The sequence below is a fragment of the Rhizobium sp. ZW T2_16 genome, assembly GCF_044987325.1.
GTDB lineage: Bacteria > Pseudomonadota > Alphaproteobacteria > Rhizobiales > Rhizobiaceae > Neorhizobium > Neorhizobium cellulosilyticum.
Genome location: NZ_JBJDRG010000001.1, coordinates 94,253 through 115,997, shown reverse-complemented (window position 1 = coordinate 115,997; position 21,745 = coordinate 94,253). Strand labels below are relative to the sequence as shown.

Here is a 21,745-nt window from a genome sequence, read left to right as displayed (position 1 = left end):
CGTCTTCGGGCGCCCTTTCTTTTTATGTCGTTGAGACACAAGCCGTTTATCGCCCTGCAAGATTGTTGCTGCTAGATAGCGAGCAAATGCCGAAGGAGATTCCCTAAATGAGCCGTTCCTGCCTTGCCGTCATTCTCGCTGCGGGCGACAGCACGCGGATGAAGTCGTCGATGTCGAAAGTGCTGCATCCGGTCGCAAACCGCCCGATGATCGCGCATGTTATGGCGGCGGTGGCTTCTGCGGGAATGACCGACGCTGCGCTGGTCGTCGGCCGTGATGCCGAAAAGGTCGCCAAGGCCGGATCGCTCGAGGGGATTTCGGTGAAGAGCTTTCTGCAGACTGAACGGCTCGGGACCGGGCATGCAGTGCTTGCCGCGCGTGAGGCGATTGCCGAAGGTTTTGACGATGTGCTGGTGGCCTATGGCGATGTGCCGCTGATCACCGCCGCTCCCTTTGCTGCCGCGCGTGAAAAACTGGCCGAGGGCGCCGATGTCGTCGTCATCGGTTTCCACACCGACAAGCCTTTCGGCTACGGCCGGTTGCTGGTCGAGAACGGCGAACTCGTCGCCATCCGCGAAGAAAAGGATGCTACCGACGAAGAGCGCAAGGTCACATGGTGCAATAGCGGGCTGATGGCGATCAATGGGAAGAAGGCGCTCGCGCTGCTCGACAAGATCGGTAACAGCAATGCCAAGGGCGAATATTACCTCACCGACCTCGTCGAGATCGCCCGCGCCGAAGGCGGCAAAGTGGTCGCGGTCGATGCGCCGGAAACGGAACTGACCGGCTGCAACAACCGCGCCGAACTCGCAGTCATCGAAAAGCTCTGGCAGGAGCGTCGCCGTCATGAGCTGATGGTTTCGGGCGTTTCGATGATTGCGCCGGAAACCGTGTTCCTCTCGTTTGATACCGAGATCGGCCAGGATGCGCTGATCGAGCCGAATGTCGTTTTCGGCCCCGGCGTGACGATCGATGGCGGCGCGGTCATCCATGCCTTCTCGCATATCGAGGGCGCCCATGTGAGCGCCGGCGCAACCGTCGGCCCATTTGCGCGGCTTCGTCCGGGCGCTGACCTGGCCGAAGGTTCCAAGGTTGGCAATTTCTGCGAGGTAAAAAACGGCAAGATCGGCGAGGGCGCGAAGGTCAACCATCTGACCTATATCGGTGATGCAGTGGTCGGTGCGCATGCCAATATCGGCGCGGGCACGATCACCTGCAATTATGACGGCGTGAACAAGCACCAGACGGTAATCGGCGCAAACAGTTTTGTCGGTTCCAATTCGTCGCTTGTGGCACCGGTTTCGATTGGCGACGGCGCCTATGTCGCGTCGGGCAGTGTCATCACGGAAAATGTGCCGGCCGATGCTTTGGCATTGGGGCGAGCTAGGCAAGAAGTGAAGCCTGAGCGGGCAAAGCTGATTCGTGAACGGGCGCTGGCGATAAAGGCTGCCAGGAAGCCTGCAAAATAGAGATTGCGGCGCGTTACGCGCCGATACCGAAAGTGACGAATGCGGCGATTGCGCAAGTGCAGCAATCGTCTAGGACTTGCGTCCAGCTGATTTATCGAAAGGTTTTTTGCATGTGCGGAATTGTTGGGATCGTTGGTCGAGAGCCGGTGGCTGCGCGTCTGGTGGATGCGCTGCGCAGGCTTGAATATCGCGGTTATGATTCCGCCGGTGTTGCGACGATCCATGAAGGCAGGCTCGACCGTCGTCGCGCGGAAGGCAAGCTGTTCAATCTGGAAAAGAAGCTCGATGGCGAACCATTACCGGGCACAATCGGTATCGCACACACGCGCTGGGCGACCCATGGCGTGCCGAACGAGACCAATGCCCACCCACATTTCGTCGATGGTGTGGCGGTCGTTCATAACGGCATTATCGAGAACTTTTCCGAACTGAAGGACGAGCTGATTGCTGACGGCGCGGTTTTTACCAGCCAGACGGATACGGAAGTCGTCGCCCATCTCTTGGCCAACTACACTCGTGAGGGCAAGAACCATCGCGAGGCGATGCTCGCCATGCTCAACCGTGTCTCCGGCGCCTATGCGCTGGTGGTGATGTTCCAGGATGATCCGGGCACGATCCTGTCTGCCCGTTTCGGACCGCCGCTCGCCATCGGCCACGGCAAGGGCGAGATGTTTTTGGGCTCCGACGCGATCGCGCTGTCGCCGTTCACCAACGAGATCACCTATCTGGTCGATGGCGACTGCGCCATCATCACCCACAAGGGTCTCGAGGTGATGGATTATGAAGGCAAGCCGGTTACGCGCAAAAGCCAGATTTCCCAGGCGACTGCCTTCATGGTCGACAAGGGCAATCACCGCCACTTCATGGAGAAGGAAATCTACGAGCAGCCGGAGATCATTTCCCATGCGCTCGGTCATTACATCGATTTCGCCAGCCACACGGTGAAGTCCACGGATAAGGCGATCGACTTCTCAAAACTGTCGGGCCTTGCGATTTCCGCCTGCGGCACGGCCTATCTCGCCGGCCTCGTCGGCAAATACTGGTTCGAGCGTTATGCCCGACTGCCGGTCGAGATCGACGTGGCATCCGAGTTCCGCTATCGCGAACTGCCGCTGTCGCCGACGCAGGCCGCGCTGTTTATCTCGCAATCGGGCGAGACGGCCGATACGCTCGCCTCGCTGCGCTATTGCAAAGATGAGGGGCTGAAGATCGGCGCGATCGTCAATGTGAAGGAATCGACGATTGCACGGGAATCCGACGCGATCTTCCCGATCCTTGCCGGTCCTGAAATCGGTGTTGCCTCGACCAAGGCATTCACCTGCCAGCTGGCGGTGCTCGCGAGCCTTTCGATCGCCGCCGGTCGTGCGCGCGGGACGGTCTCCGAGGCGGACGAAAAGGCGATGGTCAAACATCTTGCCGAGATGCCGCGGATCATGAGCAAGGTCTTGAACGAGATCCAGCCGCAGATTGAAGCCCTGTCGCGTGATCTGTCGCGCTTCAAGGACGTGCTTTATCTCGGCCGCGGCACCAGCTATCCGCTCGCCATGGAAGGCGCGCTGAAGCTCAAGGAAATCTCCTATATCCATGCCGAGGGTTATGCAGCGGGCGAATTGAAGCACGGGCCGATCGCGCTGATCGACGAGAACATGCCGGTCATCGTCATTGCTCCGCATGACCGGTTCTTCGAAAAGACCGTATCGAACATGCAGGAAGTGGCGGCCCGCGGCGGCAAGATCATCTTCATCACCGACGAGAAGGGGGCGGCCGCCTCCAAGCTCGAAACCATGGCGACGATCACGCTGCCGAATGTCGACGAGATTATCGCGCCGATGATCTTCTCGCTGCCGATCCAGTTGCTCGCCTATCACACGGCCGTGTTCATGGGCACCGATGTGGACCAGCCGCGGAACCTTGCCAAGTCCGTCACAGTTGAGTGATGTCGGTGATTTAAGGGTTTCCTTGCATCGCAGCAAACCATCCTGCATTGTCGCGTCATATCGATGCGGCAATGCCCAATCATGATTCGGGCCGAAATTTCCTAGGAAGATCAGATGAGTGAAAGCCCCGAGCGCATTTCGATGGCGGGTCGGCTCAGGAATAATTTCCTTACCGGTCTGATCATCTGCGCGCCGCTTGCCATCACCGTCTGGCTGACTTTCACCTTCATCGACTGGGCCGACAGCTGGGTGACGCCCTATCTGCCGCAGCGCTACAATCCGCAGTATTATTTCGATGTGACGATCCCCGGCACCGGGCTGCTGATCGCCGTCCTGTTCATCACCATTGTCGGTTTTCTCGGCAAGAACCTGATCGGCCGATCGATCGTCAATTTCGGTGAGTCGATCCTGCAGCGAATGCCGCTGATCCGCAGTGTCTACAAGAGCATCAAGCAGATCTTCGAGACGGTCCTGCGCGAACAGTCCACCTCGTTCAAGAAATGCGGACTGATCGAGTTTCCCAGCCCCGGCATGTGGGCGCTGGTGTTCATCGCGGGCGACGCACAAGGTGAAATCGCGGCGAAGCTGAACGAGAATGGCGAAGAGATGGTCGCGGTGTTCATGCCGCCAACGCCGGTTCCGACTGCAGGCTTCCTCATGTTCGTGCCGAAAAGCAAGATCGTCATGCTCGACATGACGCCGGAAGAGGGCGCCAAGCTGCTGATTTCCGGCGGCCTGATCGCTCCGGATTATAATCCGGATGGAGCTGTGGTTCCGGCATTGCCTGCACCGCGCAAGAAGGCAGCCAAGGCGCGCCGCAAGGGTGGCGAAGAAACCACCGTTATCCCGCCCGCAGAAACCTGATCGCCTCGTCGCGGCGATGCAGGTAGAGCAGCACCCGCACGGCCTCACCGCGTTCGCTGGTCAGGTCCGGGTCGCGATCGAGCAGATAGGTCGCGTCCTTGCGGGCGATTTCCAGAAGATCGGCATGGGCCGCAAGGCTGGCAATGCGGAAACCCGGCGTGCCGGACTGGCGGGTGCCGAGAAGCTCACCTTCGCCACGCAGTTTCAGGTCCTCCTCGGCGATCAGGAACCCGTCCTCGCTGTCGCGCAGGATCGACAGGCGTGCGTGGCCGGTTTCGCTCAAGGGTCCCTTGTAGAGTAGAATGCAGGTGGAGGCCTCGTCGCCTCGGCCGACACGGCCGCGCAGCTGGTGAAGCTGGGCCAGGCCGAAACGCTCGGCATGTTCGATGACCATGATCGTCGCATCTGGGACATCGACGCCCACTTCGACCACCGTGGTTGCCACCAGCACGCGGATCTCGCCGGCCTTGAAAGCGGCCATCACGGCGTCTTTTTCCGGACCCGCCATGCGGCCATGGACGAGGCCGACATTTTTTGCGCCGAGCTCACGGGCGAGAACGGCGTGGCGTTCCTCCGCCGACATCAGTTCGGAGACATCGGATTCTTCCACCAGCGGGCAGATCCAGTAGGCTTTCTTGCCCTCGGCAATCGCGCTTTTCAGTCGTCCGACCACATCTGCGATACGTTCGGTGGGCACGGTGACGGTCTGAATCGGTTTGCGGCCAGCGGGTTTTTCGGTGAGTTTCGAGACGTCCATATCGCCGAAGGCGGCAAGCACCAGCGTGCGGGGAATGGGCGTGGCCGTCATCACCAGCATATGGGGTGAAATGCCCTTGGCGGTGAGGCGCAGGCGCTGGTGGACGCCGAAACGGTGCTGTTCGTCGACCACAGCCATCATCAGGTTGGCGTAGCTCACCGTATCCTGAAACAGCGCATGGGTGCCGATGACGATCTGTGCTTCGCCCGATGCTATGCGCTCGACGATCGCGTCGCGCTCGCGGCCCTTGGTGCGGCCGGTCAAAAGTTCGACGGTGACACCGGCAGAACCTGCGAGTTTCGAGATGGTGGCAAAATGCTGGCGGGCGAGGATTTCGGTCGGGGCCATCAACACGGCCTGACCGCCGGCCTCGATGGCGGCCGCCATGGAAAGAAGCGCCACCAGCGTCTTGCCGGCGCCGACATCGCCCTGCAGCAGGCGCAGCATCCGGTCTTCGCCGGCCATATCCCTGATGATGTCGTCGACCGCCGCCTTCTGGCTCGGGGTCAGCGAGAAGGGCAGGGCGTGGACGATTTTTGCGGCGAGATCGCCCTTCACGCGGATCGGTTGGCCCGGCACCTTGCGTATCTTCTGGCGCACCAGAGCGAGCGAGACCTGTCCGGCGAGGAATTCGTCATAGGCCAGACGCCGACGGGCCGGTGCGTTGGGGTCTATGTCCTTTTCGTCCTCCGGGTGATGCAGGTTGCGGAAGGCATCTGCGACATCCGGAAAATTCTGTTTTTGCGTCAGTGGCGCATCGACCCATTCGGGAAAGGCCGGCAGGCGCTCGACTGCGCCTTCGATCACTTTGCGCAGCGTTTTCGGTGACAGGCCGGCCGTCAGTGGATAGACCGGCTCGACCAGAGCCAGGTTCTGCGCTTCCGAGACTTTCACCATGAAATCCGGGTGCACCATCGAAGCGCGGCCGTTGAACCAGTCAACCTTGCCGCTGACCATGACCTGTTCGTCTATGGGCAGTGACTTCGACAACCAGTCGCCCTTGGCGCGGAAGAAGGTCAGCGCCAGTTCGCCGGTATCGTCGTGAAGAAACACACGGTAGGGCTGGTTGGTGCCGCGGGCCGGCGGCTGGTGACGGTCTACACGTCCCTCGATGGTGACAATCGTTCCCTGCGGTGCAAGCGCGATGCCCGGGCGGTTGCGCCGGTCGATCAGCGAGAAGGGTGCGTGGAAAAGAAGATCGACGACGCGGCAGTCTTCGGCGTCCTCGCGGCCCGTCACTTTGGCGATCAGGTCGGCGATCTTCGGCCCGACACCGGGCAGCGACGAGGCGGAAGCAAAGAGGGGATCGAGTATGGCTGGGCGCATGGGCGGTTAAATGGGGCAAGTTTTGGCCATTTGGCAAGGTGACGCGCGCGCATTTTGATCCTATATGAACCGCAAAACAGGGATTTGCACATGACCGGATTGGCACGCACGAGCGCCGACCTCGACCCGCGCCGCAGGCGTATTCTCTATCGTTGCTGGCATCGAGGTATTCGCGAGATGGATCTCGTTTTCGGCTCTTTTGCCGAGGCGGAGATAGCCAAGCTTTCGGACACGGAACTCGACGAGTTCGAACAGATCATGGGCGAGGACGATCACGACCTGCATGCCTGGATCACCGGGGCTATGGTTCTTCCCGAAGATCGCAACACGCCGCTGTTTGCGCGTGTCGCCGCCTACAAGCCGGATTTCGATCCCGTCACGAAAGAGTCGCTGAAAGAGAAACTCGGCCAATGATTTCCGGTTTTGACGCGAAGAAGATCGCGGCCGCTTCCCAGCCGCTGACGATCGGTAATGTGCCGCCCGGCATGGAGCCGATGGTGCTGGCGGAACTGGCACGTTCCGGCCAGTCGGTGGCCTATGTGCTGTCCGATGGTCAGCGCATGCCGGATCTGGAGCAGATGCTCTCCTTCGTCGCGCCGGAAATTCCCGTCCTGACCCTGCCGGCCTGGGACTGCCTGCCTTACGACCGCGTTTCTCCTAGCGCCGATGTCTCCGCACGGAGACTGGCGGCGCTGTCGGGTCTGATTGCGCACGCGAAGAAGCCGCATCCGGCGATCGTGCTCGTCACCGTCAATGCGATGCTGCAGAAGATCGCGCCGGCGGAGATCATCGAAAGCCTTGCATTCTCGGCAAAACCCGGCAACCAGATCCGCATGGACGATATTGCGGCTCGTCTTGAGCGTAATGGCTTCGACCGCGTGTCGACCGTGCGTGAAGTCGGTGAATTTGCGGTGCGCGGCGGCATTCTCGACGTCTTCGTGCCGGGAACGGAAGAGCCGGTGCGGCTCGATTTCTTCGGCGATACCTTGGAAAGCATCCGCTCGTTCGATCCGGCAAGCCAGCGTACGACCGGGCAGGCGCGCTCGCTCGATCTCAACCCGATGAGCGAGGTGACGCTGACGCCTGATACAATCAGCCGGTTCCGCACCAATTACCTGTCGCTGTTCGGCGCTGCGACCCGTGATGACGCGCTTTATCAGGCTGTCTCGGAAGGCCGCCGTTATGCCGGCATGGAACACTGGCTGCCGCTGTTTTACGAGAAGTTGGAAACGGCTTTCGATTATCTCGCAGGCTTCCGCATCGTCACCGACCACACGGCGCGTGAGGCGGCGGCGGAACGTTCGAAGCTGGTCATCGACTACTTTGAGGCTCGCCGTGATCAGGGATCTCAGGGCAAGGGTGCGGCAGCGCATTCCACGCCCTACAAGCCGGTTTCGCCCGGCCAGCTTTATCTCGACGGCAAGGCGTTTGCCTCGGCTCTGGACGAGGTTGCAGCGCTTCGCCTGACGCCGTTCAACGAGATGGATGCGTCGGGTCGCCCGGTGGTGACACTTGATGCGCATACCGGTCCGCGCTGGGCAAAAAGTCAGGCGGAAGCGAGTTCCGAGACGCAGGACCGTGATGCCAATGACGAAGGCCGCGTCAATGTCTTCGACCTCGTCGTCAAGCATATCGCAGACAAGCGGGCCGAGGGCACGAAGGTTCTCGTCACCGGCTGGTCGGCAGGTTCGCTCGATCGTCTTTTGCAGGTGCTGGACGAGCGCGGGCTGAAGCGGATCAAGCAGATCGAGAAACTTGCCGATCTCGACAGGCTCGAAAAGGGCGAGGCGGCATCTGCCGTGATGAGCCTCGAGGCCGGTTTCGAGACGGGCGATATTGCCGTGATCGGCGAGCAGGATATTCTCGGCGACCGCATGGTTCGCCGCGGCAAGAGGCGCAAACGTGGTGCGGATTTCCTCACCGAAGTCGCCGGCCTCGACGAAGGCTCGCTCGTCGTTCATGCCGAACATGGTATCGGCAAGTTCGTCGGGCTGGTTACTATCGAAGCGGCCGGTGCGCCGCGTGCGTGTCTCGAACTGCATTATGCCGATCAGGCAAAGCTGTTCCTGCCGGTCGAAAATATCGACCTGCTTTCTCGCTATGGTTCTGATGCGGCGGAAGCCAATCTCGATCGTCTCGGCGGTGGAGCATGGCAGGCGCGCAAGGCGAAACTCAAGAAACGCCTGCTCGACATGGCGGGTGATCTGATCCGCATCGCCGCCACCCGCATGGTGCGCCGGGCGCCGGTTCTGGCAACGCCCGAAGGGCTTTATGACGAGTTCGCCGCCCGCTTCCCCTATGACGAGACGGAAGATCAGGAAAACGCGATCGAATCCGTGCGCGAGGATCTGGCGGCCGGTCGTCCGATGGATCGCCTCGTCTGCGGCGATGTCGGTTTCGGCAAGACGGAAGTGGCCTTGCGCGCCGCTTTCTTCGCGGCGATGAACGGGGCGCAGGTGGCCGTGGTCGTGCCGACGACGCTTCTGTCGCGCCAGCATTTCAAGACGTTTTCCGAACGGTTCCGCGGGTTGCCGATAAGGATCGCACAGGCGTCTCGCCTCGTCTCGGCCAAGGAACTGGCGCAAACGAAGAAGGACATCGCAGAGGGCAAGGTCGATATCGTTGTCGGCACTCATGCGCTGCTTGGCGCGGGTATCCAGTTCGCCAACCTTTCCCTGCTCATCATCGACGAGGAGCAGCATTTTGGCGTCAAGCACAAGGAGCGGCTGAAGGACCTGAAGACCGACGTGCATGTGCTGACGCTGTCTGCCACGCCGATCCCGCGCACGCTGCAGCTGGCGATGACCGGTGTTCGCGAACTGTCGCTGATCACGACGCCGCCGGTCGACCGCATGGCGGTGCGCACTTTCATCTCGCCGTTCGATCCGCTGGTGATCCGCGAGACGCTGATGCGCGAGCATTATCGCGGTGGCCAGAGTTTTTACGTCTGCCCGCGTTTGGCGGATCTCGCCGATATCCAGGCCTTCCTGCAGTCGGACGTACCGGAGCTCAAGGTTGCGGTGGCGCATGGCCAGATGGCGGCGGGTGAGCTGGAAGACATCATGAATGCTTTCTATGACGGCAAATATGATGTGCTTCTGTCGACGACGATCGTCGAATCCGGTCTCGACGTGCCGACGGCCAATACGCTGATCGTCCACCGCGCCGACATGTTCGGTCTGGCGCAGCTCTACCAGCTGCGTGGCCGTGTCGGACGCTCGAAGGTGAGGGCGTTTGCGCTGTTCACCCTGCCGGTCAACAAGACGCTGACGCAGATGGCGGATCGCCGCCTCAAGGTGCTGCAGTCGCTCGACACGCTTGGCGCGGGCTTCCAGCTGGCGAGCCACGATCTGGATATTCGCGGCGCGGGCAATCTGCTCGGCGAGGAACAGTCCGGCCATATCAAGGAGGTCGGTTTCGAGCTTTACCAGCAGATGCTGGAGGAGGCGGTCGCTGAGGTGAAGGGTGAGGACGAGATCGTCGATACCGGTTGGTCGCCGCAGATTTCCGTCGGCATCACCACGATGATCCCCGAAAACTACGTGCCGGACCTGCATCTGCGCATGGGTCTCTATCGTCGTCTCGGCGAAGTGCAGGATCTGTCTGAAATCGATGGTTTCGGCGCGGAAATGGTCGACCGGTTTGGACCAATGCCGCCCGAGGTGCAGAACCTCTTGAAGGTCGTCTATATCAAGACGCTCTGCCGCAAGGCGAATGTCGAGAAGGTGGATGCCGGTCCGAAGGGCGTTGTCATCGTCTTCCGCGACAAGCAGTTCCCCAACCCGGCAAATCTCGTCGGTTATATCGCCAAGCAGGGTTCGCTCGCCAAGATCAGGCCCGACCAGAGCATCTTCCTCAACCGCGACCTGCCGACGCCGACCAAGCGCCTGACGGCTGCGGCGCAGATCATGACGCAGTTTGCGGAGCTGGCGAAGGGGTGAGCCTGTGCCGGGGCTGAAGACATCTGCCCCGGTATTGACACTATACTCCCTTGGCGATCCTCGGGTCTCACTTCGTTCGCCCGAGGAGGACGAGTGATTGAACGGACGGGGCGCTGAAAGCTGCCTCGTAGGTTAGTTTGTAAGTGACACCTCTCAGCGTCCCGTTCGGCAGTTTTTATCCACGACTCCGGTCCCTCTGCCGTTGCCTTGCCGGATGGTGTTCGTCTGGCTTGATGGAAAACGGGCGAAACGACTTATCGCCAACCCTCCATGTCGCCGCCGCCGGGTTTCCCGCTTTCACGAGCGGACTTGAACGCCCGGCGAAACCATCCTTTAGGCCACCATGTGTGCCGCACAGGCACGTCCGACGCGCCGTTCGGGCATCGGAAGCGGCAGGCCGGTCCGAAAACCTTGCCGCTTCCCCCGTGTCGCCGGAGGGGGACCATTTTCCGCGGACCCCGGTGGTGGAGATTTACGTCGTCTCTTCACCACCAGCGCCGATCCCGCCTCGCCGGCACGCCTGCCGGTGTATCCGTGACGGAACGGGGGGATTGTAGGCATGAGGCGAGAGGGCGGGGATGGAAAAATGGCTAAGTGACTGAAATACCGTGAAGCGGGGCCGGGATCATCCCCGGCCTCGTCAGGACTTCTTGTCTCCGCCATCCGGCGCAATCATTGCTGCAGCCTGAGCGTTGGGGGCAACGGCGGGCGGAAGCGGCGTGCCGCGGACTTTCTCGCGCATCAGGGTCAAAAGACCAGAGCCGATGATCAGGACGATGCCGATGACCATGGGCAGATCGATATGGTCGCCGAAGACAAGATAGCCGAAGATTACGGCCCAGATCATCTGACTATATTGGGTCGGTCCGATCAGCGTGGCAGGGGCGTAATTTGCCGCATACATGAGAAGGATGGCGGCAAGCGCTGCGAGCAGGCCGTAACCGGCGAGCCAGAGCCATTGTATCGCGGTCGGAGCCATAAAACCGGGGACGGCAAGGGCGCCGCAGACGACCAGCGTTCCGAGCACGCCTGCGCCGTAAAGCGATATGTTCTTTTCCGACGGGCCCATGGCGCGGAAAACGACGATCGAGATGGCGCCGCTCAATCCGCCGAAGACGGCGCCGAGATGGCCGATCGACAATTCGCGGAAGCCTGGACGAAGGACCACCATGACGCCGATAAAGCCGATGACGACGGCGGACCAACGTTTTACGCCGACCTTCTCCTTCAAAAAGATTACCGACATGATGGTGACGAAGGAAGGAAGGAGGAAGATCAGCGCAAAGGCTTCCGCCATCGAAAGATGGGTGAATGCGGTGACGCTGCCGATGGTGCCGCCAGCCTGTGCAACAAAGCGCAAGAACCAGAGCGGTCGGTTGGTCGTATTGAAGATATCGGCCCAGCGATCTCCCTTCTTCATGATGAAGGGCAGGCCTACCAGGCAGAACGCCGCTCCGAGGAACGACGACTGATAGGGGCTGAGCTGCCCCTCGATCAGCTTGACGCTGGCGTCGCTAAAGGCATAGGCGGCGAATGCCGCAAAGGCGAGGAGGACACCCTTGAGGGTCTGATCTTTCTGCACGAACGTGTCTTTCTCGAAAATCAGATCATGCCCTTGCGGGCTTCGGCCTTGAGTCTCGCGATGTCGCGGAACGCGTCTGCAAGCACGTCGGGCGTCTGGGCGCCGCTGATGGCATATTGCCCGTCCATGATGAAGAAAGGAACGCCATTGACGCCCATCTTCTGTGCTGCATCGATTTCGCCGAGAATGACATCCTTGTCTGCATCGGACTCCAGCAGGTTTTCGATGAGCTTGCGGTTCATGCTGCAGCTTTCGGCGATTTCGGCAAGAACGGTGTGGTCACCGACATTTCTTCCGTCTTCGAAATTCGCCTTGAACAGAGCGGTGACAACGCGATCCTGAATTTCTCGGCTTTCCAGTGAGGCCCAATGGATCAGGCGATGGGCATCGAGCGTATTCGGTCCGATTTTTATCGCTTCGAAATTATAACGAATGCCCACTTCCAGGCCGAGCTTGGTGAGCATCTCGTGGCCACGGGCGACTGCTTCCGCGCCGCCGAGTTTTGCTTCGAGATAGGCCTTCTGGTCAACGCCTTCCGGCGGGATGTCCGGGTTCAGCCGGTAGGGGCGCCAGTTGATGTCAATGCCGACTTCGCCCTGCACTTCGGCGATGGCGAGTTCGAGCCTCGCCTTGCCCAGATAACACCAGGGGCAGACGACATCCGAGACGAGGTCGATTGTGACACGCTCCATGGCGCTATCCTCTAAATATGAAAACTTATTGCGCCCGGTTATCCCACCAGGTGTTGAGCTGGTAGCCATAGAGCGGCAAGATTTCGGGATAACTTATATGCTTGCGTCGCGCTACCCATTGATTGGGTACATGATAGAGCGGCACGATATAGTGACCGGAAAGCAGCAGCCGGTCATAGGCCCGCACCGATGCCTGGAAATCCTCCTTCGAGCGGGCCGTCAGCATGGCCTCGATCAGGCGGTCGATGTCCGGGTCTGCCGTTCCAGCGAAATTGAAGCTGCCCTGAGCGTCGCGCGCAGTTGATCCCCAGCGGCCGATCTGCTCGATACCGGGGGACAGGGAGGACGGATAGGACTTGATGATCACGTCGTAGTCGAAGCTCGACGAGCGGGCCTGATATTGCGAATCATCGACGGTGCGGATGCGCATGTCGATACCGATCAGCCTGAGACTGCGCTGGTAGGTGATGGCGAGCTTTTCCTGGTCCACGGTCTGCGCCATGACTTCGAAGGAGAGCTGACGGCCGCGCTCATCCGACATCCTGCCGTCCTTGATCGTGTAGCCGCCCATTGCCAGGAGATCGACCGCCTTTTTGAGAATGACGCGGTCGGCGCCGGAGCCGTCGGTTTTCGGCAGGTGATAGGTGCCGTCGAGCATTTCCTGTTCGATTCGGTCTTTCGCGGCACCGAGGATGTTCAGTTCGCGCTCATCGGCCGGTCTGCCGAGCGAGGAGAGCGGCGAGCCCTGCCAGAAGCTTTCGGTGCGGGTATAGGCATTTTCGAACAGGTTGCGGTTTGCCCATTCGAAATCGAAGACGAGAGAGAGGCCGGCGCGGACATTAACGTCGGAAAAAAGAACTCTCCGCGTATTAAAGACGAAGCCGAGCATGCCGGTCGGCAGCTGCGGGGTGAACGTATCCTTGATGACGTCACCGTTATGGGCGGCCGGGAAATCATAGGCGCGCTCCCAGTGGGTGGGGCTGCCTTCGAGGTAGACGTCGACTGCGCCTTTCTTGAAGGCTTCGAACATTGTCGATTCCTGCAGGAAATATTCGACCGAGATCCGGTCGTAATTATCGAAGCCAACCTTGGACGGAATATCCTTTCCCCAGTAATCCGGATTGCGCCCGTAAACGATGCGTTCGCCGGGGGCGACGGTCCTGATCAGATAAGGGCCGGAACCGATCGGCGGCTTCAGCGTCGACTGGTCGAACGAATCGGCGTCGATCGCGTGTTTCGGCAGGATAGGGGTGGAACTTGCAAGGATCAGCGGAAATTCGCGGTCGGCCTTTTCGTTGAAGGTGAAGCGCACGCCGTGCTCTCCGACCTTTTCCATTTTTGAAATCCGGTCGAGCCGCGATGAGAAGGGAACGCGACCCTTGTCGCGCAGCACTTCGAGCGAGAAGATCACATCATCCGGCGTTACCGGCTGGCCGTCCGACCAGCGGGCCTTGGGGTTCAGGTTGAACTGGATGAATGTGCGCTGATCGTCCCATTCGACCGATTCCGCCAGCAAGCCGTAAAGCGTGAAGGGTTCGTTGCCCGAGCGGGTCATCAGCGTTTCGTAAATCAGGTTGCCGAAAGCCGGATCCCAGATGCCACGGGCCGTGGTGCGGATGCTCTTGAGGTTGAAGGGATTGAGGCTGTCATAGGTGCCGACCACGCCATAACGAACCGAACCGCCCTTCTTTACCTCGGGGTTGACGTAGTCGAAATTGCGATAGTCTGCGGGCAGGTTCGGCGCGCCGTGCATGGCAATACCGTGAACCGGGGCTGCTGCCAGCGGTAACGGCAGAAAGACCGCAATCAACAATATAAGATAGTGCCGCATAAGAACCCCGATAGGTATCGCCGATTCGCCGCAAAATAGACCAGTCTTGCCCTGCGACCAACCTCGTGCATTCCATAAAACAGCGGTGTTTACCGCTTACGTGTGTTCAAAAATCACGGCAGGGGCTGGATATCGGAGCGGCCGCGATGTAACAGAGGCACAAGAGATGGGGTCATTCAAAAGCCTCATTTGAACCTCAGGTGACACATCAGAACGACGCCCCGAGGGATTGAAGGCTTTGCCGCGTCCTAGGGTTTTCAGGAGACGGATCTCGTTATGAATCTTAAGGCTACCAAAGTTCTGCGGACGGCTATGTCCGCTCTGGCTCTTACCGTTGGCACGGCTGCCATGCCGTTCGCGGCATCGGCGCAGCAGGCCGCAGCACCGGCGGCGCCTGGCGCTCCTCCGCTCGGTTGGTTCAAGACCTGCACCAAGCAGGAAGATAGCGACCTTTGCGTGGTGCAGAACGTTATCCTTGCACAGAACGGCCAGCTGATCACCGCTGTCGGCCTGATCACGCTCGAAGGCAAGGTCAACCGCAAGATCCTTCAGGTGTCTGTACCGACCGCGCGTCTCGTTCCTCCTGGCGTCGTCATGCAGATCGATGGCGGCAAGGGCCAGAAGCTCGACTACACCGTCTGCCTGCCGGACAAGTGCACGGCTGAAGTTCCGCTGACCGACGCCATGATCGCCAGCCTGAAGAAGGGCAACGAGGTCGTCTTCACCTCGATGAACTTCCGTCGCGCTCCGAATCCGATCAAGGTTTCGCTCGGTGGCTTTACCGGCGCGTTCGACGGCCCGGCAATCACCCAGTCGCAGCTGGCTGAAAGCCAGCGTTCGCTGGAAGAAGGCATGCAGAAGAAGGCTGAAGAAGCCCGCAAGAAGCTGGAAGAAGCTCAGTCTGCCGCCAAGCAGGGTCAGTAAGACCTTTTTGACAGACGATTTTTCAAGGAAAGGGCGCTCCTTCGGGGCGCCCTTTCTGTTTGTGCTGATGCCTGCTCCCTTTTCGTGGCGAGCCGTGAACAGCAAAAGACCGCGGCACCATCAGCGCCGCGGTCTTTTCAATTGTCGGTGTGTCCTAAAATCGCTCCGTTCATCAGGAAAGGCGAGCTGAGCTTGTTCAGACCTTGGGATTGTGCGGATGGAACAGCTTGCCCTTTTCGCCGATCAGCACGAAGACGAGACCGATAATCGAGACGGTGAAAAAGCCCGCGACCATCGGCAGCGCCGTATCGTTGAAGGACTGGCCGATCAAGGCGCCGATTGCAGCACCGCCGACGGTTCCCATGAAGCCGAGCACCGACGATGCCGTGCCGGCGACATGTCCCAAAGGTTCCATTGCCAGCGAGTTGAAGTTCGAGGCTATCCAGCCGAACTGGAACATGGTGAGCGCGAAAAGCAGCAGGAACAGAGGGAAGGGCATGGGCTGCGGGCCAAAAATCTGGATGAGAAGCCAGATCAGTGTGGTGGTGATGAAGCCGATCAGCGCGCCATGCGACAGGCGGCGCATGCCGAAGCGCCCGACAAGCCGCGAGTTGAGGAATGCCGACAGGGACATGAAGACCGCGACGGCTGCAAATGCCACGGGGAACCAGACGCCAAGACCGTAGATTTGATTGTAGACCTGCTCTGCGGAGTTGATGAAGCCGAAAAGGGCGCCCAAAATAAACGTGCTTGCGAGCGTGTAGCAGAGCGCCACCCGGTTGGTCAGCACGATGATGAAGCCGGCCAGCACGGATGAAGCGGTGAACGGGCGCACATCATCCTCATGCAGCGTTTCGGGCAACCGCCTTGCCACCCACCAGGTGACGATAATGCCGACCACGGCGATAAACGCGAAGATCAGGTGCCAGTTGCCGAAGAACAGGACGACCTGGCCGGTTCCCGGGGCAATGATGGGGACGATCATGAAGACCATCATGATCAGCGACATGACTTCGGCCATGGCGCGGCCGCCATAGACGTCGCGAACGATGGAAACCGAAATCACGCGTGTGGCGGCCGATCCGAGGCCCTGGATGAAGCGAAGGATCAGCAGGCCGGCAAAGCTTGGGATAAAAACGACGGCGATGGCGGAGACGATATAGATCCCGAGGCCCGCCAGGAGCGGCTTGCGGCGACCGAACCGGTCGGAAAGCGGCCCGTAGAGCAGTTGTGCGACGCCGAAGCCGAACAGATAGGCAGAGACCACATACTGGCGATGGTTGGGGTCTTCGACGCCGAGCGATTCGCCGATCTGCTGCAGGCCGGGAAGCATGATGTCGATGGCGAGTGCATTCAGCGCCATCAGCGCCGCCATCATTGCAATGAATTCAGTTTTGACGACGCCTTGAAGGCGCGCAGACGGATTTTGTGAAGGATTTGTCACAACCATTTCCTTAAGAATGGGAAAGGCGCCGCGGGGGCGGCGCCTTCCTAAAAATCTTGGTCGTCCGGATTGACCGTTCAGGCTGCGCGTACGTTTACGCCCTGGCCTTCAAAATGGCTCTTGAGTTCGCCGGACTGGAACATTTCGCGGACGATATCGCAGCCGCCGATGAACTCACCCTTGACGTAGAGCTGCGGAATGGTCGGCCAGTTGGAATAGTCCTTGATGCCCTGACGGATTTCCGCGTCTGCAAGAACGTTGATGCCCTTGTAGTCGACGCCGAGGTAGTCGAGGATCTGGACGACCTGGCCGGAAAAACCACACTGGGGAAACTGCGGTGTGCCCTTCATGAAAAGCACGACGTCGTTGGTCTTGATTTCGTTGTCGATGAGATCGTTAATGCCGCTCATATCATATCCTTTCACATGCGGTTTCAAGGACCGCTGCGCTGCGCGTTGCCCTTAAATAGCAAGGCAGCCTTATTAATTCCAGCGCTGAATGCCAAATGCCCGGCGCAAAAGATGCAAACCTAGCGGCTGCGTTGCCTGCTACGGCTGGCCGTCGTCCGGCGTTTGCTAACCTGCTTGCGAGCGGGTTTGGCGTTGCGCGTGGTTGCCGCCTTCCGCTTGGTCGCACTCGTCGTCGTCGATGCTGGCTTTGCGGCGCGTTTCTTGCGCTTGCTTGCCGTCTTGCCGTGCGACTTGCCGAGCAATTCCTTGACCAGGCTTTCGACGACGCCGGTGACGATCTGGTTGACGAGGCTGTTCATGACGTCAATCCGCAGGAGCCGAGGTTTGAAGCGCGAGCGCGTGCAGCACGCCGCCCATATTGCCCTTCAGCGCATCGTAGACCATCTGGTGCTGCTGCACACGGCTCTTGCCGCGGAAGGCTTCCGCCACGACTTCGGCTGCATAATGATCACCGTCGCCTGCAAGATCCCTGATGGTGACCTTGGCGCCGGGAATGCCCGCCTTGATCATGTCTTCGATTTCGCCGGGTCGCATGGGCATGCAGTTATGTCCTTCTTGTTTCTCCCGGAATCGCTGCCGGGTGCTTGTCCGTTTGAACACTGCCTCAAACTTTCGGCCCGGTCAAAGCGACAATGCCGGCGAAGATTACTCTTCGCCGGCATTGTCATCAATTCACAGAACCTTGCGAGGCGATTATGCCATGAAGGCGTTTAGGCCATGAAGGATGGGAACCACTTTTCGTGCGCTGCGGTCAGGTCGCTGACGGCGACGTTGACGACGCCTTCGACAACCAGCGCTTCACCACCGACCTTGCCGAGCGTGCGGAACGGAACACCGGCGCTTTCGGCGCTGGCCTGGACGAAGTTTGCAAGATCGGCCGAAACGGCGATGACATAACGAGCCTGGTCTTCGCCGAAGAGAAGCGCGTGTGCCGGTCCCTGCTGGTCGGCGAGGCTTACCGTCATGCCCTTGTTCGACGCCATTGCCATTTCGGCAAGAGCGAGGCCAAGGCCGCCCGAGGAAATGTCGTGGCAGGCGGTGACCTGGGCATTGCGGATGACTGCACGGACGAATTCACCATTGCGGCGCTCGGCGACGAGATCGACCGTCGGGGCAGGGCCATCGGTCGAATCGAGCACGTCGCGCAGGTAGATCGACGAGCCGAGGTGGCTGCCGTCGGTGCCGATCATGATCAGCACGTCGCCATCCTTGGCCGAACCGACACGGGCCATCTTCTGCCAGTCGCCCATCAGGCCGACGCCGGCAATGGTCGGGGTCGGAAGAATGGCAACGCCGTTGGTCTCGTTGTAGAGCGAGACGTTGCCGGAGACGATCGGGAAGTCGAGCGCGGTGCAGGCTTCGCCGATGCCCTTGATGGCGCCGACGAGCTGGCCCATGATTTCCGGCTTTTCAGGGTTGCCGAAATTGAGGTTGTCGGTGGCCGCCAGCGGCTCTGCGCCGGTGGCAACGATGTTGCGCCAGCATTCGGCAACCGCCTGCTTGCCGCCTTCATACGGATCGGCTTCGACGTAACGCGGGGTAACGTCGGAGGAGAAGGCGAGCGCCTTCGACGCATGGCCTTCGACGCGCACGACACCGGCATCGCCACCCGGAAGCTGCAGCGAATTGCCCTGGATCAGCGTGTCATACTGTTCCCAGACCCAGCGGCGGCTGGACTGGTTCGGCGAGCCGACGAGCTTGAGGAGTGTGTCGTTGTAATCGGAAGGTTCTGCGACCTGCGAAGCGGGCAGGGCGTCGCGGGCGGTGTGCTGTATCCACGGACGGTCATATTCCGGTGCCTGATCGCCGAGATCCTTGATCGGCAGGTCGGCAACTTCTTCGCCCTGATGAATGACGCGGAAACGCAGGTCGTCGGTCGTCTTGCCGACGATGGCAAAGTCGAGGCCCCACTTGACGAAGATCGCCTTGGCGACTTCTTCTTTTGAAGGTTCGAGAACCATGAGCATGCGCTCCTGGCTTTCCGACAGCATCATTTCATAGGCCGTCATCTGCTCTTCGCGGACCGGGACCTTGTCGAGGTAGAGCTCTATGCCGAGATCGCCCTTGGCGCCCATTTCGACGGCCGAGCAGGTGAGGCCGGCAGCACCCATATCCTGGATGGCGATGACCGCGCCGGTCTTCATCAGTTCGAGGCAGGCTTCGAGCAGGCACTTTTCGGTGAAGGGGTCGCCGACCTGAACCGTCGGGCGCTTTTCTTCGATCGACTCGTCGAATTCAGCAGAGGCCATCGTGGCTCCGCCGACGCCGTCGCGGCCGGTCTTTGCACCGAGATAAACGACCGGCAGGCCGACGCCCTTGGCTTCGGAGAGGAAGATGCCGTCGGACTTTGCAAGGCCTGCCGCAAAGGCGTTGACGAGGATGTTGCCGTTGTAGCGCGGATCGAACTCGACTTCACCGCCAACGGTCGGTACGCCGAAGGAATTGCCGTAACCGCCCACACCGGCAACAACGCCCGAGACGAGATGCTTGGTCTTGGCATGGTCGGGAGCGCCGAAACGCAGGGCGTTCATCGCTGCAATCGGACGCGCGCCCATGGTGAATACGTCGCGCAGGATGCCGCCGACGCCGGTCGCCGCACCCTGATAGGGTTCGATATAGGACGGGTGGTTGTGGCTCTCCATCTTGAAGACGACGACATCGCCATCATCGATATCGACGACGCCGGCGTTTTCGCCCGGTCCCTGGATGACGCGACGGCCCTTGGTGGGCAGCGTGCGCAGCCACTTCTTGGAAGACTTGTAGGAGCAGTGCTCGTTCCACATGGCAGAGAAAATGCCAAGCTCGGTGAAGCTCGGTTCGCGTCCGATCAGATCAAGGATGCGCTGGTACTCATCCGGCTTGAGGCCGTGAGAGGCGATGAGTTCCGGGGTGATCTGGCGGGAATTGGAGATCGTCATCTTTTATCCTGGAATGGCTGCCGGTCGGGGGCTTTTGGCGCCTCTTTAACCTAACTATCGCGCGAGTGCGACAGGAAAATCGGCCCGGCCGGATGAAGGCCGGGGATTGCTACGTGCTATGTTTCGAAATCGCAGATGGTTGCTTCTAGGCGAGGCTGTCATAACCGCCGGAGCCATTGTCCAGCAGGCTTCGCACGATCCTGAGGCCATCATTGACTTCCTGCCTGGAGCTTGGCGAGGAAAAGCCGATGCGGACGCGATGGATTATCTTTTCCGACCTGCCTGCCTTGAATTCCGCTTCGTCGTCGAGCAACAGGCCGTCGGCATAAGCGGCGTTCTTGAATGTGGCGGAAAGCCAGGGATCCGGCAGCTTAAGCCAGAGGAAGGGAATGTCGGGATTGGAGTTGAGGTCGTAACCGGCGAGAATTTCGCGGGCCATGGCTTCACGGACGTTGATCTCCGCGCGACAGCGCTCCCAGATCACATCGGCCGCGCCGCTGAGCACGAGGCGGGCACTCAGTTCGGCGAGGAGGAAAGGCATGCCGCCCGTCGTCATCTTGTGCGCGACCCGTACACGCTGGGCTAAGTGAGGCGGGCAGGCGACCCACCCGCCACGGATGCCGGCGGATACCGATTTCGACAGGCCATCAACAACGAATGTCCGCTCCGGTGCGAGCGTCGCGATCAGTGGAATGTCTCCCTTGTCCATGGCGCCGTAAAGATTGTCCTCGATCAGCCAGACATTGTATTTGCGTGCGATGGCAGCGATGGCTTCTCTCCGCTCGAGCGGCATGGTTGCCAAGGTCGGGTTCTGCACCGAGGACATGAAGAAGGCGATCTTCGGATGCTCCTGCACGCAGGCTCGCTCGAAATCGTCGGGAATGACGCCGTGTGCGTCCGAATTGACCAGCGATATTCGTCGACCGACGAGGCCGGCGGCGCGGCTTACCTGGGAATATGTATGATGCTCGAAAGCAATCCTGTCTCCCGGGTTGGTCAGGACGGCAATGATCGACATGATCCCGGCATGAGCGCCCAGTGTCGGGACAATTGAGTCTGGGGTGGGAGCCCAGTCACCATAGCTCAGCCAGCGAACGCCGGCCTGCTGCCAATGATCCGGGGAGGTGCGGGTGTAGCCGGCAACGTCGTGCGGGCAGTCGCGCATGATTTCTGATGTTATCTCCGCGATTGTCTCGCTTTGGCCGAGATCGGGGGCGGCCGTGCTGTCGAAACGGATCTTGCCCGACGGAGCCTGCAGCGGCCGTGTGCCGGCAATGCTTGTGGATACGGGATATTGATCATCCTGCGCGCCTTCATCGTCGCGCTTCAAGACGTAAGTGCCGCGCCCGACCTCGCCATTGACCAGCCCGCGTTCATGCAGAAGCGAATAGGCGCGGCTGACCGTGCCGATTGTCACCCCAACATCGTAGGCGAGGTTTCGTTGTGGCGGAAGCTTGCTGCCCGACGGCAAGTCACCGGTTTCGATGGCCTTTTCCATCTGGTCGGCCAATCGGGTGTAGAGCGGGCCGGAGCCCTCCTGAAGATCTGGAAGCCATTTTGTCATAGTGACAATGATTACATTGCGGTGCT

16 protein-coding genes are annotated in these 21,745 nt (G+C 60.2%); 6 read left to right on the top strand and 10 right to left on the bottom strand.

The features are described from left to right. Window positions 1–107: 107 nt before the first annotated feature. From glmU to ACI3K0_RS00495, 3 genes are all read left to right on the top strand, one after another. A complete protein-coding gene (gene glmU / locus ACI3K0_RS00505) occupies window positions 108–1,469 on the top strand; it encodes a bifunctional UDP-N-acetylglucosamine diphosphorylase/glucosamine-1-phosphate N-acetyltransferase GlmU (RefSeq protein ID WP_183821620.1) in 1,362 nt (453 codons plus the stop codon). Window positions 1,470–1,579: 110 nt separating this feature from the next. Further along, entirely contained in the window at window positions 1,580–3,406 is a 1,827-nt protein-coding gene (glmS, locus tag ACI3K0_RS00500; protein WP_183821621.1) for a glutamine--fructose-6-phosphate transaminase (isomerizing), read from the top strand. 114 nt (window positions 3,407–3,520) lie between these two features. Continuing rightward, window positions 3,521–4,270 (top strand): DUF502 domain-containing protein, encoded by a 750-nt coding sequence (locus ACI3K0_RS00495; RefSeq protein WP_183821622.1) that lies wholly within the window; start codon window positions 3,521–3,523, stop codon window positions 4,268–4,270. On the opposite strand, the gene recG is transcribed toward ACI3K0_RS00495, so the two are convergent. Next, window positions 4,248–6,353: an ATP-dependent DNA helicase RecG gene (gene recG, locus ACI3K0_RS00490; RefSeq protein WP_183821623.1), complete on the bottom strand. Its 2,106-nt coding sequence runs from the start codon at window positions 6,351–6,353 to the stop codon at window positions 4,248–4,250. The two genes, ACI3K0_RS00495 and recG, sit on opposite strands and share 23 nt — an antisense overlap. Before the next feature lie 90 nt (window positions 6,354–6,443). Here recG and ACI3K0_RS00485 point away from each other — a divergent pair, with 90 nt between their 5' ends. Next, window positions 6,444–6,767: a succinate dehydrogenase assembly factor 2 gene (locus tag ACI3K0_RS00485; protein WP_148144773.1), complete on the top strand. Its 324-nt coding sequence runs from the start codon at window positions 6,444–6,446 to the stop codon at window positions 6,765–6,767. Further along, window positions 6,764–10,294, top strand: a complete 3,531-nt coding sequence (gene mfd, locus ACI3K0_RS00480; protein ID WP_183821624.1) for a transcription-repair coupling factor — start codon at window positions 6,764–6,766, stop codon at window positions 10,292–10,294. The genes ACI3K0_RS00485 and mfd overlap by 4 nt, the downstream gene beginning before the upstream one ends. A 640-nt stretch (window positions 10,295–10,934) precedes the next feature. Here the strand turns inward: mfd and ACI3K0_RS00475 are convergent. The 3 genes from ACI3K0_RS00475 to ACI3K0_RS00465 are packed head-to-tail and all read right to left on the bottom strand — an operon-like array spanning window position 10,935 to window position 14,399. Next, the gene (locus ACI3K0_RS00475) at window positions 10,935–11,876 is read right to left on the bottom strand and encodes a DMT family transporter (protein ID WP_148144285.1); all 942 of its coding nucleotides are present in this window, start codon (window positions 11,874–11,876) and stop codon (window positions 10,935–10,937) included. A 20-nt stretch (window positions 11,877–11,896) separates the two neighbouring features. After that, the gene (locus ACI3K0_RS00470) at window positions 11,897–12,568 is read right to left on the bottom strand and encodes a DsbA family oxidoreductase (RefSeq protein WP_183821625.1); all 672 of its coding nucleotides are present in this window, start codon (window positions 12,566–12,568) and stop codon (window positions 11,897–11,899) included. 25 nt (window positions 12,569–12,593) lie between these two features. Beyond that, on the bottom strand, window positions 12,594–14,399 hold the full coding sequence (locus ACI3K0_RS00465; RefSeq protein ID WP_183821626.1) for an extracellular solute-binding protein: 1,806 nt from the start codon (window positions 14,397–14,399) through the stop codon (window positions 12,594–12,596). Between the two features lie 276 nt (window positions 14,400–14,675). On the opposite strand from ACI3K0_RS00465, the gene ACI3K0_RS00460 reads away from it, so the two are divergent. Further along, entirely contained in the window at window positions 14,676–15,323 is a 648-nt protein-coding gene (locus ACI3K0_RS00460) for an invasion associated locus B family protein (protein WP_148144288.1), read from the top strand. Window positions 15,324–15,519: 196 nt separating this feature from the next. On the opposite strand, the gene ACI3K0_RS00455 is transcribed toward ACI3K0_RS00460, so the two are convergent. From ACI3K0_RS00455 to ACI3K0_RS00430, 6 genes are all read right to left on the bottom strand, one after another. Further along, window positions 15,520–16,773, bottom strand: coding sequence for a multidrug effflux MFS transporter (locus tag ACI3K0_RS00455; RefSeq protein ID WP_183821627.1), 1,254 nt, complete (start codon window positions 16,771–16,773; stop codon window positions 15,520–15,522). Between the two features lie 71 nt (window positions 16,774–16,844). After that, window positions 16,845–17,177: a Grx4 family monothiol glutaredoxin gene (gene grxD / locus ACI3K0_RS00450; protein ID WP_183821628.1), complete on the bottom strand. Its 333-nt coding sequence runs from the start codon at window positions 17,175–17,177 to the stop codon at window positions 16,845–16,847. 119 nt (window positions 17,178–17,296) lie between these two features. After that, entirely contained in the window at window positions 17,297–17,536 is a 240-nt protein-coding gene (locus tag ACI3K0_RS00445; RefSeq protein ID WP_148144291.1) for a hypothetical protein, read from the bottom strand. A gap of 4 nt (window positions 17,537–17,540) precedes the next feature. Beyond that, window positions 17,541–17,777 (bottom strand): BolA family protein, encoded by a 237-nt coding sequence (locus tag ACI3K0_RS00440; RefSeq protein ID WP_148144292.1) that lies wholly within the window; start codon window positions 17,775–17,777, stop codon window positions 17,541–17,543. 170 nt (window positions 17,778–17,947) lie between these two features. Further along, window positions 17,948–20,155: a phosphoribosylformylglycinamidine synthase subunit PurL gene (gene purL / locus ACI3K0_RS00435; protein WP_404944784.1), complete on the bottom strand. Its 2,208-nt coding sequence runs from the start codon at window positions 20,153–20,155 to the stop codon at window positions 17,948–17,950. A 145-nt stretch (window positions 20,156–20,300) separates the two neighbouring features. Beyond that, window positions 20,301–21,719, bottom strand: coding sequence for a PLP-dependent aminotransferase family protein (locus tag ACI3K0_RS00430; protein ID WP_404944783.1), 1,419 nt, complete (start codon window positions 21,717–21,719; stop codon window positions 20,301–20,303). Window positions 21,720–21,745: the final 26 nt, after the last annotated feature.

Bases quoted from the DNA above. Each gene is read 5' to 3' on its own strand.
- ACI3K0_RS00440 (WP_148144292.1), bottom strand. From the start codon at position 17,777: ATGCCCATGCGACCCGGCGAAATCGAAGACATGATCAAGGCGGGCATT.
- ACI3K0_RS00470 (WP_183821625.1), bottom strand. From the start codon at position 12,568: ATGGAGCGTGTCACAATCGACCTCGTCTCGGATGTCGTCTGCCCCTGG.
- mfd (WP_183821624.1), top strand. From the start codon at position 6,764: ATGATTTCCGGTTTTGACGCGAAGAAGATCGCGGCCGCTTCCCAGCCG.
- ACI3K0_RS00455 (WP_183821627.1), bottom strand. From the start codon at position 16,773: ATGGTTGTGACAAATCCTTCACAAAATCCGTCTGCGCGCCTTCAAGGC.
- ACI3K0_RS00485 (WP_148144773.1), top strand. From the start codon at position 6,444: ATGACCGGATTGGCACGCACGAGCGCCGACCTCGACCCGCGCCGCAGG.
- ACI3K0_RS00495 (WP_183821622.1), top strand. From the start codon at position 3,521: ATGAGTGAAAGCCCCGAGCGCATTTCGATGGCGGGTCGGCTCAGGAAT.
- purL (WP_404944784.1), bottom strand. From the start codon at position 20,155: ATGACGATCTCCAATTCCCGCCAGATCACCCCGGAACTCATCGCCTCT.
- ACI3K0_RS00460 (WP_148144288.1), top strand. From the start codon at position 14,676: ATGAATCTTAAGGCTACCAAAGTTCTGCGGACGGCTATGTCCGCTCTG.
- glmU (WP_183821620.1), top strand. From the start codon at position 108: ATGAGCCGTTCCTGCCTTGCCGTCATTCTCGCTGCGGGCGACAGCACG.
- ACI3K0_RS00445 (WP_148144291.1), bottom strand. From the start codon at position 17,536: ATGAACAGCCTCGTCAACCAGATCGTCACCGGCGTCGTCGAAAGCCTG.
- ACI3K0_RS00430 (WP_404944783.1), bottom strand. From the start codon at position 21,719: ATGACAAAATGGCTTCCAGATCTTCAGGAGGGCTCCGGCCCGCTCTAC.
- recG (WP_183821623.1), bottom strand. From the start codon at position 6,353: ATGCGCCCAGCCATACTCGATCCCCTCTTTGCTTCCGCCTCGTCGCTG.
- grxD (WP_183821628.1), bottom strand. From the start codon at position 17,177: ATGAGCGGCATTAACGATCTCATCGACAACGAAATCAAGACCAACGAC.
- glmS (WP_183821621.1), top strand. From the start codon at position 1,580: ATGTGCGGAATTGTTGGGATCGTTGGTCGAGAGCCGGTGGCTGCGCGT.
- ACI3K0_RS00465 (WP_183821626.1), bottom strand. From the start codon at position 14,399: ATGCGGCACTATCTTATATTGTTGATTGCGGTCTTTCTGCCGTTACCG.